Genomic DNA, 12,600 nt, shown 5'->3' with positions numbered 1-12,600 from the left:
GTATCCCTGCAATGAATAATTATCTGAGGTTATAGTTATTCCAGCTATTCCTAGCTGAAGCCGATATACTAGCGTGTTGAAATAATGTGTCTAGAATTAATTGAAACATAGATGAAACAATTGAATTTTTATCAAAGTTGTAAATTATATGTTACCAAGATGGGTGTTATTTACAATAAAAGAATGATAAGAAAAAGGGAGCATACGCTCCCTTAGTGTTGTCTTAATTGGCCGCATTCGGCATCGACGTTAGTGGTGGTGTTTCATCCCGCTCATCACCTTTTTCACAGGAGCGGTAAAGGTTTGTGACTCGCCATTTAGGTATTCAATAGTTACTTCAATCTCTTCATCCTCGACCAAAGGTGCCGTTAAATCAAACAGCATAATATGTAGGCTACCCGGTTTCAGTTCCACTTGCTCGTGGGCGGGTACGGTGATGCGCTTAATCTGGCGCATTTTCATCACATCGCCCTCTTTGATCACATCATGGAGCTCCACTTTGCCTGCCGCACTAGTGGAGGCCGAGGTGATGATTCGCTCCTCATCACCTTTGTTCATTAGGGTAACAAACACGGCGCTGGTTACCGCTGCGGGCGGCGTGGCACGAGCGTAGGCATGGTGCGTCATGACATCGGTATTCGCCATGGCTGAAGCGCTCATCAGCAGCGAAGACAGTAGAAGTGTAGGCAGTTTCATCAGGCAATCCTTTCTCAATCAATTATTTTTCATCAGCCTGCTGGGGCTGTTTGGTCATGGTGTTCAGAGCCTCAACAATAGGCGCGGGCGTTAGAGTGTGTGGGACTTTGGTCAACAGTGTCCCATTCGGCGCTAAAAAGTAGAAGTAGGAGCTGTGATCGAGTGTGTAACCTAGCTCAGAGTTTTCCAGTTCGGTTTTTCTAAATATTACGCCATAGCGATGGGCGAGCGGGGTGGTGATCTCAAGAGGCGCCGAGAGCCCTTCTATTGACGGATGAAAATACTGCGCGTAGCGATGTGCATCGGCAGCGGCATCTCGCTCGGGATCTAAAGAGATAAACATGGGTCTAAATTGGTGTTGAACCTCTTCCCCCACTTGGTTTAGAGCGCCAGCCAACATGGCCAGTGAAGTGGGGCAGACATCAGGGCAGCGAGTGAACCCAAAGTAAACCACACGGATGCGTGCGTCGGACGAGTCAAAAATATCAACGGGTTGGCCTTGCTCACCATACAATATGGACGCGTCACGGCTATCATTGGTTGGGGTGACCTGCGATTGGTGATCGAGATAGCTTTTAAGGCCAAATCCCAGCGCAAAGGCGACGACTAAAATCAGGGACCAATTTCGACTCATCTTTCCATCCTTACTGAGAGTTTATGGTCGGTATGACCGTCAGAGACGGTGCCATACCAAGTCATGGCGTCTGCCGTACAGACTGGGAGTAGCAGTTCGCCTTGATATTGGCCATCCCCTGTCCGCGTAAGCAAAAACTTTGGCGAACCCATCTCCATTTCAACGCCCTGGAGTGACAGAACCAGCGATTGAGCATCGTTGTCTGGCCAGGCGACAGAGACGGTAGTCGGCAGCAGAGGCTTACTGGTGTCTTTATCCGCGTGAATCGAGACCTTGCCCAATTGACACGAAGAGGTGGTGAGCGCGCAGTACTCACTTAAGTCAATGGAAGTGTGTTGGTGGCGGGCTGTGCTCAACCAATGATAAATGTCACTGGCAAAGTAACCGCCCATGAGCGCTACGAGGATCAGTAGGCACTGCCAACGGCCTTTCCCGTGTATCGAAAAGCTTGATGTCATCGAACCGCCTCTCACATAAAAATTGTCACATCGACAAACAAGAGTGGCGGGATGTTACCACAGCTCAACGTGAACGCTGTATGGCTGGCAAGGATTTGTGCGCAAAATCAAGGCTTTTTAAGCAAACCGTAGATAGCGTGGCTTAATAAGCGGCCATCAATATTTTCCTGATGGCTTAAGATTCCCTCAAGGGTCATACCGCAACGTGTGGCGACGGCGCGGCTCGCGTGATTGTCGACCGCAGCGCTCAGTTGGACTTTTTCCATCTGGTATTGGTCAAAGGCGATGTGCGTCAGCGCTTGAACCACTCGCGTGGCAATCCCCTTACCTTGATGGTGTTGGCTTACCCAGTAGCCCACTTCAACACATTTCGTGTCATGGTTGATGCTATTGAAACTGCAGTTACCAATAATATCGCTATTGTAGAGGATGGCGCAGGTCATGGATTTGCCATCGGCGTAATCATGTAAGGAGCGTTGAATGAACAGGCGAAAATCTTGCTCTGTTTGGCAATGGGCAGGCCAAGCTAGCCATTGTGTTAGGTAGGGCAGTTGCTCTGTGACCAACTGAGCATAGTGGGCCGCGAACGACTCATGAACCAGTGCTAATGAGACTTCGTCATCAACCTCATAACGAAACATGCTTGCACTCCTTTGCAAAGAAATAACGCGCTCGTTTGAGCGCGTGGGTGATTATTGGTTGTTGATGTGCGCTTTGAAACGAGCTTGAGTTTCTGCGTCAGCTTTGTTGTACCAAAAATGGAGCATTTCTTCGGCCGTATTGCTGTCAACTTGTGTGGTAGGGGCTGGCGTGGCAACTGCAGCCGTAGCAGCGACGGTAGAGAGTGCTGCGACACCACCTTGGCGGTTGTACTCGGCCAGTTCGATTTGGTGGTTGCGCCCAAGTTGAAAGCCATCTTTGACCAATTTATCTTGTTTGGTCTCCAGCATGTTGCCACTCTCATCTACAAGTGACCACTCGACATGACTGATTTGCTTGCGCGCCTGGTTTTCATTGCGGTATTTAGGCAGAGCAAATTCTAGCTTAGTGTTTGAAGCGTTGAAGGTGCCAACGAGCGGATCGCTTTCTAAAATGACGCGATCATTACCTTGGTCAAAATAGGGTTGGTACTGGAACAAAATTTGGTTCTCACCATCTGGTAGGGTCAGGGTTTTCGACGCAGAGAAAAACCCGCCTTCTAGTTTAGGGCTAGCGTCATTGACCACTAATACATTAATGGTATCAGGAATTGAAAGGGTGACATCGGCAAAGGCTGCGCTACTGATCAATGCGGTCGCAGCGAAAAGGCAAAATTGATTTTTCATGGTATTCCCTAATTACAGAGTAGCCTATGAAACAGGCACTTAACTCATGCATCATCGCGCGTATCGGGCGTCGATTTCAATAACCTTATGTGAGAAGTTTGAAAATTTAACACAATCTTCATTGGCGTAAAGGTCGCACACCGATTAGACCAGATTCTGTATGGTTTATTGTGCGGCGTACTTCACGGTAATCTCAAAAAGGTTTTCGCTATAGTGTAGGAATGTTCAATTCAACCGGAGGATAACGCTATGACAAGCAGCATGCTGGTCGACTTTTTCGTGCGACAATCAGCATTAGACAGCAAACTCGTGTTGTCGTCGTGGTACAACTTGGACTACTGCCTTTCCCTGCTCAGCAAAGAATCCTCATCACTTTGATCCCCTTTGTCAGCGCCATGCGCTGCGAGAAACACAACCGTTAAATACATTTTAAGATCGTCACTGCGTGATGCCGCATATGCATGCTGCTCTGGCACGCTTGCGTATCGCGAGTGCTGGCGATCAATCAAAGGATCAAAAGATGAAACGCATTCCAGAACCGTTCCGTATTAAGATGGTGGAACCGATTAAAATGACCACCTACCAAGACCGAGTTGAAGCGCTCAATGAGGCTGGACTTAACCCGTTTTTGCTTAGAAGTGACGATGTGTACATCGACTTGCTCACCGACTCCGGTACCGGAGCGATGAGTGACAACCAATGGGCAGGCTTGATGCTGGGGGATGAGTCTTATGCGGGCAGCCGCAACTACTACAACCTTTGCGCGGCAGTAGAGCATTTTTTTGGCTATAAACTTACGGTTCCCGCACACCAAGGTAGAGGTGCTGAGCAGATCCTCTTCCCCGCGTTGATTGAAAGAATGAAAGTGGTACGCGGTGGTACTGAGCCTGTCTTTATCTCCAACTACCATTTTGATACGACCGCAGGTCATATCGAGCTAAACGGCGGCAAAGCGATTAACGTTGTCGATGATCGCGCGTTTGATACTACCACGCCGTATGACTGGAAGGGCAACTTTGACCTCGATAAACTGCAAACCACCATAGAGGCTCATGGTGCCAACAATATCTGTGCGATCATCACGACGGTGACGTGTAACAGCTCGGGTGGGCAACCTGTTTCCATGGCCAACATGCGCGCGGTGTACGAGATTGCTTCGAAAAATGACATTCCAGTGGTAATCGATTCCGCGCGTTACTGTGAAAACGCCTACTTTATTAAGCAACGTGATCCCGGCTATCAAGATAAGTCGATACTTGAGATCATCCGTGAGATGTACCAGTACGGGGACATGTTGACTATGTCGGCGAAAAAAGACCCAATGGTGAACATTGGTGGTTTATGCTGCATTCGAGATCATGAGGAGTTATTCCAAGCAGTGCGCACCCGATGTGTGCCGATGGAAGGGTTTGTCACCTATGGTGGTATGGCGGGCCGTGACATGGAAGCGCTCGCTCGTGGTCTCTATGAAGGGGCAGACGAAGATTTCCTTCACTACCGCATCTCTCAGGTTGAGTATCTTGGTGAACGTTTGCAAGAAGGCGGTATTCCGATCCAAACGCCAACGGGCGGCCATGCGGTGTTTGTCGATGCGGCGAAAATCTTGCCTCACATTCCAGCGGATGAGTTTCCTGCCCAAGTGCTCTGTAATGCGCTCTATTTAGAAGCGGGTATTCGCGCGGTTGAGATTGGCTCTTTGTTGCTTGGTCGAGATCCTCAAACGGTGGAGCAAAAAGCCTCTGATTTGGAGTTGATGCGTTTGACCATTCCGCGCCGCGTCTACACCAATGATCACATGGATTATATTGCCGATGCGATTATTGCCTTGAAAGAGCGCGCACATGAACTCAAAGGATTGACGTTCGATTACGAGCCGCCAGTGCTGCGTCACTTTACGGCGCGTTTTCGCTCTAAGTAATGGAGTCTATTTGGCTAAAGAGCCATTCGCGTACAGATCTAGTCACTTAGATAACTATTTGCCTAGGTAACTATTCACATAAACAACAACGCGCCAAACGGTTTAACACCGAGTGGCGCGTTGCGTTATCAGAGCGTGGTTTAGTGATTGACCGCGCGCACTTTACCTTGTTTCAAGCTGCTCAGTACCTCAGCTTTAGGGCCGTCAGCGATAATATTGCCTTTTTCCATCACGATGACTCTATCGACGACATCAAGCATTGAGGTTTTATGCGTGATAAGGATCAGCGTCTCGCTCGATTTCAATTGAGAGAGCTGCTGCTTGATATGCATCTCAGAGCGATTATCCATTGCGCTGGTGGGTTCATCCATCAGCAAAACGGGTGGGCGGCCAAGTAAGGCTCGCGCGATGGCGACGGATTGTCTTTGACCGCCGGACAGCAGCATTCCTCCTTCACCCACTTGCCTTTCTAGCCCGGCAGGGTCTTGTTGAGTAAACACGGTCACGCCAGCGCGGTTAGCCGCATCCATCACATCGCGATCATCGGCTAGCGGTTTGCCAAGCGTAATGTTATCGCGAATCGAGCCGTAGAATAGCTGACTGTCTTGCGGCACACAGCCAATGTTGCGTCTTACGTCGATGTGGTGCATTTGGTCTATGTCCGTATCGTCGATACGCACGTGTCCTTCAGTGGGTTTGTACAAGCCCATGATCAAGCGCTCAAGTGTGGTCTTGCCTGAGCCAATTCGACCTATGATCGCCACTTTTTCTCCTGGGTTGATAACTAAACTGAGATCTCGAATCGACGCGATGGGTGAGTCAGGGTAGTGAAAGGTGACTTTATCAAGCTCAATTTTACCGTGTACGATTGGGCGGTGAATGTAGCGTTTACCTTCTTCTTGTTCGTCAGGCATCGACATCACTTGCTCAATGATGGTCATTGAGGATTTGGCTTGGTTGTATCGAGTCGAGAGCAGTGAAAGCTGCACCATAGGGCCAATTGCTCGACCGCTCAACATGGTGGCAGCAATCAGACCACCCATGGTCAATTCACCCTCAGAGATCAAATAAACGCCAAGAATGATCATCCCAACGTTCGACGCTTGCTGAACAAATCCCGCTGTGTTTTGAATGCCATCGGTAATTCGGCGACTTTTGATGTTCCAGTTGGCCATGTGGGCAACGGCTTCTTCCCAGCGGAACTGAAATTGGCTTTGGGCGCCAAACAATTTCACGGTTTCCAGCCCAGCCAAACTCTCAATCAAGTTCGCGTATTTTTGCGATGCGAGTCTTGAACCCTCTTCGATGGTATGACGCAAAGGCCCTTGAATCAGCAGTGAGTAGATGACCAGGATCACCACCCCGACAATCGGTACCAGCACCAAATTACCGGCCATTAGCCAAATCAGAAGCAAAAACAGCAGCGCAAAAGGCAAGTCAATCAACGAGCCTATGGTTGCAGAGGTGAAGAACTCACGAATCGATTCAAACTCTTGTAAGTGACGAGCAAACGCACCCACGGAAGGGGGGCGAGACTCCATTCGGATCCCCATCACTTTGCTAAAGAGTTTGGAGGAGATGAGAATGTCCGACTTTTTACCCGCTACATCAATGAAGTAACTTCTAAGTAGTTTGAGCACCAAATCAAACAAGAAGATGACAAAGATACCGCTCGCCAACACCCACAAGGTTTCAAACGCCAAGTTGGGGACCACTTTGTCGTACACCAAGCGGGTAAACATTGGCGCGGCTACGGCGAACAGGTTAATGAGAATAGACGCAATTAACACATCTCGATAAATACGTTTCGATTGCCAAATGGTACTCCAGAACCAGTGGCCCTTTTTAGTATTGAGTACTTCGGGTGAGCGCTCATCGTAACGGAATTGCTTTTTGACTAAGAAGTAGCGGCCAATATAGAGCGCTTCGAGTTCATCCATGCTGATAGAAATCGGCACAAGGCCGGATTCACCCGTAACAATTTCCGCTTCGCTGCCTTCGTCATTGATGCTGTTGAGAACGCAAGCGTCACCGCTTTTAAGCAGCAGTACAACGGGCAATACCAATTGGGGAATGTCGCTCAGCTTTGAGCGGTTTTCTTTCGCGACTAGACCAGCCCGTTCAGCCGAGCGCGGAAATAGGAAAGGTGTGAGCTTCCCGTCAGCAAGAGGCAGCCCATTAATGAGTGCCTCTGGAGAGTTCGCTAAACCATAGTAGCGACTGACGTAGATAAGCGAATTTAATAGCGGATCCTGCATGCTAACCCTTTGTCGTTATTTATCTACGATGAAGCCCTGGAAGACTTCAATAAAGTGTTCAGATAGGAAATCAAGCTGCGTTTGTGTTTCCACGCGCGAGGCGATGGTCTTGATACCCAAATTATGCGCAGTGCGCGAGATAGACGTCAATGTGAACTTCTGCTTTTCATCATCAAGGTGGTGAGTGTAGAGATAATCCAGTTTCACGTACGCAGGACGGAACTCGTTGATGTAATCGAGCGATTGGAAATTCCGGCCGTAATTATCGACACCAAAGTCGGCGCCAGCCGTACGAATGGCATTACAAAATAGCGCAGTGTGGTGTGGTGCGTTGATAAAGCAGTTTTCTGGGATCTCAAAGTGGAGCAGAGGGGCGACTTTGCTGTGCTTGGCTAAATATTGAGATATCCAGCGAATGAAGCTTGGCTGGGAAATACTGCTTTGCGACATATTGATGGCAACGGGTTCTTTGAATTCGCCGCGGCTTAGCTTGTCCACCACCGATTGAATGACGTACTCATCAAAGATGTGGCTTGCGCCCAATTGTTCAAGCGCAAACAGGTATTGGTTGGCGGTATAACGCTCATCGCCTTTCTCAATCGCAGAGAACACCTCGCGGTGGTATGTCTGTCCCCAGGAGTCGTTCGCGGCTTGGAACCTAAAGGAGAACCAATCGTTGCTGATCGCCTCTTCAACCAAGTTTTTCCATTGCTGTTTGCCCATGAGATTTTCAGTGTTTTCACCGGTCACATAGCCATAATTGGAATCTGGGTTTGCTTTGGCCGCTGCCAACGCGTTATCAAGCATGGTGAGAATTTCAGACGTACCGCGCGATGTTTTGCTGTACACCACACCCAGTGACACATTAGCGGTCGCCATGCCGGTAGGATCGGCACTGACATCTTGCACAAAGGTAATGATGCTGTCCGCCATCAGTTTGAGTTCACTGTCATCAATGTTCGGAAGGATAAAACCGAACTCTTCAGACGAGATGCGCGCCAATGTCGCTTCCGGCGAGGAGATAGAGACTTTTAGGTGATCGGCCAGCTCTCTGACCATGCCATCACCCGCTTCATAGCCTTTTTCCTCATACAGTTCACGGATAAAGCTCGCCTCTAAGATAGCAACGCCACCCATTCCGCCTTCGGTCAACCATGCGTTTAATTGGCTCATGTAGTAAGCGCGGTTGCCTAATTGAGACACGGGATCGATGTAGGCACGTTGTCTCAATTGCTGTGCTTCTTGAGCTTGTGCTTTAAACGATTTTTCTACTTGTGCAGACATGCTGTTGATGCCATCGACCACGTAGATGAGATCTTTGGTCGCTGGGCGGGGAAGAGGTTCGCCGAATTGATTCTTCGCCACTTGCTCCATTTTGGTGACGATGAGCTGGAGCGGCTTTAATGCGCGGCGCAAGATGAAAGAGATCGCAAACAAGCCAATGAGGAAGATAAAGCAGAACGCATAAACCAAACGTTCGAAGGCAAGCCATAGCTGGGTGTAGGCATCCCCAGGGTGGCTGACAATTTCGACTTCCGCCAACTGCATCCAGCCACTGGTGACCACACGTCGATCGTGAATAGTGTCGAACAGCTTAAGATCGGTAAACCAAGTTGGAACATTGACGGGTTTGATAGGGTAGGCGCGCAATATCTCATCGCCAGTATCGAGGAAAATCAGACGAACAATAGAGTAGCTACTGCCATCAAACAGCGCATTGATAACGGATTCCACCGCGACTTGGTCCTTATTCTCCAAATAAGGAGCCAAAGCCAAGCCGACCGTGTTGATGGTGTTATTCACTTCTGAGCGCTGTTGCTGCTCTAAGTTGTTTCGCGTGGTGTTGAATTCAATGATAAAGACCGAGATCATTAACATCAAAAAGACCGCAATCATTCCCGCGACAAGTTGTTTATATAACGTCATATTGCCTACTCATCATAATTGACTATTGGTTTATTGAGTTTGAGCGATTTTTCTCGCGCACGGAGATCGTTCCATAAGCTAAGTCGGGACGATTTTCCTGCTAACTGTCCGTTTTTCGACTTCATTAACCAGAGGTTTTTACCATTGAAACTGTAGATCGGTAGTAGATCGCGGCGGGTGGAAGCGCGGCGAATCTGCGGGTTAATGTTGTCGAGAAGTAAAGGTTCCGCACTGGGTGATGAATAGTAGGCGAGAACCATATGAAATTGATTCAGCTCGATGGCTTTAACATACACTAGCCTCAATTTTCTGTCTGAGACGCCAAGTTCGAGCAGTGAAAAATATTTGGCAATGGTGAAATCTTCGCAATCCCCGGCGTTCGCGCCTAAAAATTCGAGCGGCGTCGCCCAATAGTCGGCTTTGCCCCACAGTCTGTCATCGTTAACGAAGTGAAGCTGATTAAAAAAGTTGTTTACTTTTTCAAGTTGTTCTGTCTCCGGTAGCGATTGATATTGTGAGATTTCGTTGCGCCAGGTTTCTACGCGCTTAGCAGCTCTTGGGCCATAGACTTTATGCACAGCCGACACCCAACGTTGCTCTGATGTATTCAGAGCAAACGACGTGGCGGAGCTTATAAGCATAAGCACTAAGGCCCAACAATACTTCATCGATTACAGGCCGCTTTTGTGTGCGTTAGAGTTGTGCATTCACTATTCCTTTAGTGCGTTACTTTTCGCGCTCATGATCGGTTTGAGCAGATATTCCAGCACAGTGCGCTTACCGGTAATGATATCGACCGACGCTGTCATCCCAGGGATGATCGGCAGTGACTCATCTTTGTTTAATGACGTTTCACTGGTCCGCACACGCACCAAATAGAAGCTATTGCCTTCTTCGTCGGTAGTGGTATCCGCGCTGATGTGCTCAAGAGAGCCTTCTAATCCGCCGTACTTGGTAAAATCATAAGCAGAAAATTTCACAATCGCGTTGAGGTCTGGCCTGAGGAAAGCGATGTCTTGTGGCGCAATTTTGGCCTCGACCAACAAGGTATCTTCACTCGGTACTATTTCAACGATGTCCATGCCGGGTTGGATTACGCCACCGACGGTGTTGATATTGAGCGTTTTGACGGTACCAGTAACGGGTGACGTGACAATGGTGCGATTGACTCGGTCTTCGAGGCCAACGGTCGACTCGGTCAAAGAGGAGAGTCGGTCTTGCGCCTCATTGAGTTTTTCTTGTTGCTCGGAGCGAAATTTCTGCGCCGCGTCTATGCGTGCCAACATCGACTCGCGAATGGATGAACGTAGAACAGGTACTTTCAGTTCACTTGAGGTCAACTCTCTGCGCGTATCGTTTACCTGGCGTTGCAGTTTGAGCAGCTCAATGCGAGGTACTACGCCTTCTTCCGCTAGTGGTTCGGTGATTTCGAGCTCTTTGCGTGCAAAGTCATAGCTGTCTCGCAGGTTTCTTACACGCGCTTGTATTTCCACTAAGTCTTGCTGCTTCTGCTTAACCTGCTGATCGATGACAGAAATTTGGTTGCGCAGATTATTGAGATCCTGACGGTATTCAGCCCGTTGACGAGCGACGAGTTGAGGCTGACGCTCTTCCAGAATCGGAGGGAAGGCGAGCTTACTGAAGTCGAGTTGAACGTTACTTTGCCAGTTGCTGTCGTCGAACTCTTCATTCACTTCAACACTGGTAATGGATGCAGAGAGCTGCAGAACACTGGCGGTCAGGTTGGCGACTTGCTGCTCTCGCTCGCGGAAGTCAGAGCGAAAACGGGTGTCATCGATGAGTAGCAGTTGTTGGCCTTTTTGGACAATTTGTCCCTCTCGAACGAGGATTTCTTTCACCAAGCCGCCTTCAAGGTTTTGCACGATTTGGACTTGAGAAGAGGGAACGACTTTGCCTTGACCTACGGTCACTTGATCGATCTGTGCCCAAGAGGCCCACACACCGGCCAAAATAAAAAACAGCACCATGACCCAGAGCATAATACGTGCGCTGCTCGGGGTGTTGAGTAGGAGCGCCGCGGTTTTATCATCGACGTAATCCAACTCATCCGGAGTGAGCTTGTTGTAACCGCTCTTACTCATTCGCTATCCTTTTCAATCTTGGTTATTTAATTGATTTTATTACTCAACCAGCAAAATGTTAAGAAAATGCTTATAGAATGTCGTGCTTTATATGTTTTTTGAGTCCTTGCCATTAAGTTTAGTTCCTTCATCGGGTGTTTCACTTGAGTTATACGATTTATGGGCGCACAATCAGCAAAAATTTATCGTCGCGGTCGATGAGGAGAAAAGATGGAACTGGAAGACATTCGTCGTGAGTACACTAAAGGAGGTCTGCGCCGTAAAGATTTGTCTGCGGACCCGATTGAGCAATTTGATCTGTGGTTAAAGCAAGCGGTAGACGCCAAGCTCACCGACCCTACCGCCATGACCGTCGCGACAGTAGATGCCAACGGCCAACCTTTTCAGCGCATTGTGTTGCTTAAGCATGTCGACCAACAAGGGTTTGTCTTTTACACCAATTTAGGCAGTCGCAAAGCTCAGCACATTGAGGGCAATGCGAGAGTCAGCCTCCACTTTCCTTGGCACCCACTCGAGCGCCAAGTGCACGTTACTGGCGTGGCGGAGAAGCTGAGTGTTGTGGAGAACATGAAATACTTCTCTTCAAGACCCAAAGAGAGTCAAATTGCGGCCATTGCCAGTAAGCAGAGTAGCCGTATTTCGGCACGCGGCATCCTAGAAGGTAAATACCTAGAGCTAAAAAAGAAGTTCGAAAAGGGTGAAATTCCGGTGCCCAGCTTTTGGGGTGGTTACCGCATTCGCCCAGAGAGCATCGAGTTTTGGCAGGGGGGTGAGCATCGTCTGCATGATCGTTTCTTGTTTTCGAAACAGCAAGACAATTGGCTGGTGGATCGTTTAGCGCCGTAGCCGTCTACACAAAACATTCAGTGTAAGAGACACAAAAAATGCCACAATTGTGGCATTTTTTATTGCTACTCGAGCTCAACAGACTTGGCTTCAGCGTTAGTTAATGTCTCGCACCACTCGAAAGCCGACATAGTTGGTGGCGGTAGAGTCGGACAAATAAAGCTGCTGATGAGCGGCGGACATATCCGGAGCAAAGTTCCAAGCGCCACCCTTAGCGATGTGACGAGCGCTGTTTGTCCACTGCCATACGTTGCCCACAGCGTCATACAAACCGAGTGGGTTAGGCTTAAAGGCGCTGACTGGTGACGTGCTCTTGTTTGCCCAAGGGGTGCCACTCCAGCCGGTATTCGCTTGACCGGGAACAAACTTATCTCCCCACCAGTAACGATCTTGACTGCCTGCTCTCGCGGCCACTTCCCACTCTTCTTCGGTTGGCA

12 protein-coding genes are annotated in these 12,600 nt (G+C 48.9%); 2 read left to right on the top strand and 10 right to left on the bottom strand.

The genetic code is table 11. The annotated features are described in order from the left end of the window. Positions 1 to 249: 249 nt before the first annotated feature. From AC6R03_RS06525 to AC6R03_RS06505, 5 genes are all read right to left on the bottom strand, one after another. Entirely contained in the window at positions 250 to 696 is a 447-nt protein-coding gene (locus tag AC6R03_RS06525) for a copper chaperone PCu(A)C (protein ID WP_500630228.1), read from the bottom strand. 22 nt (positions 697 to 718) lie between these two features. Next, positions 719 to 1,330: an SCO family protein gene (locus tag AC6R03_RS06520; protein ID WP_500630227.1), complete on the bottom strand. Its 612-nt coding sequence runs from the start codon at positions 1,328 to 1,330 to the stop codon at positions 719 to 721. Continuing rightward, positions 1,327 to 1,788: a hypothetical protein gene (locus AC6R03_RS06515; protein ID WP_500630226.1), complete on the bottom strand. Its 462-nt coding sequence runs from the start codon at positions 1,786 to 1,788 to the stop codon at positions 1,327 to 1,329. Before AC6R03_RS06515 ends, AC6R03_RS06520 begins: the two co-directional genes overlap by 4 nt. Positions 1,789 to 1,895: 107 nt before the next feature. Then, positions 1,896 to 2,429, bottom strand: a complete 534-nt coding sequence (locus AC6R03_RS06510; RefSeq protein ID WP_500630225.1) for a GNAT family N-acetyltransferase — start codon at positions 2,427 to 2,429, stop codon at positions 1,896 to 1,898. Between the two features lie 51 nt (positions 2,430 to 2,480). Further along, positions 2,481 to 3,113: a DUF2057 family protein gene (locus AC6R03_RS06505; RefSeq protein WP_500630224.1), complete on the bottom strand. Its 633-nt coding sequence runs from the start codon at positions 3,111 to 3,113 to the stop codon at positions 2,481 to 2,483. A gap of 520 nt (positions 3,114 to 3,633) precedes the next feature. On the opposite strand from AC6R03_RS06505, the gene AC6R03_RS06500 reads away from it, so the two are divergent. Continuing rightward, positions 3,634 to 5,031, top strand: coding sequence for a tryptophanase (locus tag AC6R03_RS06500; protein WP_500630223.1), 1,398 nt, complete (start codon positions 3,634 to 3,636; stop codon positions 5,029 to 5,031). A 140-nt stretch (positions 5,032 to 5,171) separates the two neighbouring features. Here the strand turns inward: AC6R03_RS06500 and AC6R03_RS06495 are convergent, their stop codons facing one another. Genes AC6R03_RS06495 through AC6R03_RS06480 form a run of 4 tightly spaced genes read right to left on the bottom strand, consistent with a single transcriptional unit; the run spans position 5,172 to position 11,317 of the window. After that, entirely contained in the window at positions 5,172 to 7,289 is a 2,118-nt protein-coding gene (locus tag AC6R03_RS06495) for a type I secretion system permease/ATPase (protein WP_500630222.1), read from the bottom strand. Between the two features lie 15 nt (positions 7,290 to 7,304). Continuing rightward, positions 7,305 to 9,215 (bottom strand): bifunctional diguanylate cyclase/phosphodiesterase, encoded by a 1,911-nt coding sequence (locus tag AC6R03_RS06490; protein ID WP_334552825.1) that lies wholly within the window; start codon positions 9,213 to 9,215, stop codon positions 7,305 to 7,307. A 5-nt stretch (positions 9,216 to 9,220) separates the two neighbouring features. Then, positions 9,221 to 9,883 carry a transglutaminase-like cysteine peptidase gene (locus AC6R03_RS06485; RefSeq protein WP_334552823.1) on the bottom strand — a complete coding sequence of 221 codons (663 nt, stop codon included), beginning with the start codon at positions 9,881 to 9,883 and terminating at the stop codon, positions 9,221 to 9,223. Between the two features lie 42 nt (positions 9,884 to 9,925). After that, positions 9,926 to 11,317, bottom strand: coding sequence for an HlyD family type I secretion periplasmic adaptor subunit (locus tag AC6R03_RS06480; RefSeq protein WP_500630221.1), 1,392 nt, complete (start codon positions 11,315 to 11,317; stop codon positions 9,926 to 9,928). 210 nt (positions 11,318 to 11,527) lie between these two features. On the opposite strand from AC6R03_RS06480, the gene pdxH reads away from it, so the two are divergent. Next, positions 11,528 to 12,163 (top strand): pyridoxamine 5'-phosphate oxidase, encoded by a 636-nt coding sequence (gene pdxH / locus AC6R03_RS06475; protein WP_500630220.1) that lies wholly within the window; start codon positions 11,528 to 11,530, stop codon positions 12,161 to 12,163. Between the two features lie 96 nt (positions 12,164 to 12,259). On the opposite strand, the gene AC6R03_RS06470 is transcribed toward pdxH, so the two are convergent. Continuing rightward, positions 12,260 to 12,600, bottom strand: a 341-nt coding sequence (locus tag AC6R03_RS06470) for a formylglycine-generating enzyme family protein (protein ID WP_500653650.1), incomplete at its 5' end; no start/stop codon positions are given.

It is taken from the genome of Vibrio sp. R10-SG-ISO4 (assembly GCF_059834135.1).
The sequence above is the reverse complement of the archived record's forward strand: the minus strand, read 5'-3'. Positions and strand labels throughout refer to the sequence as shown.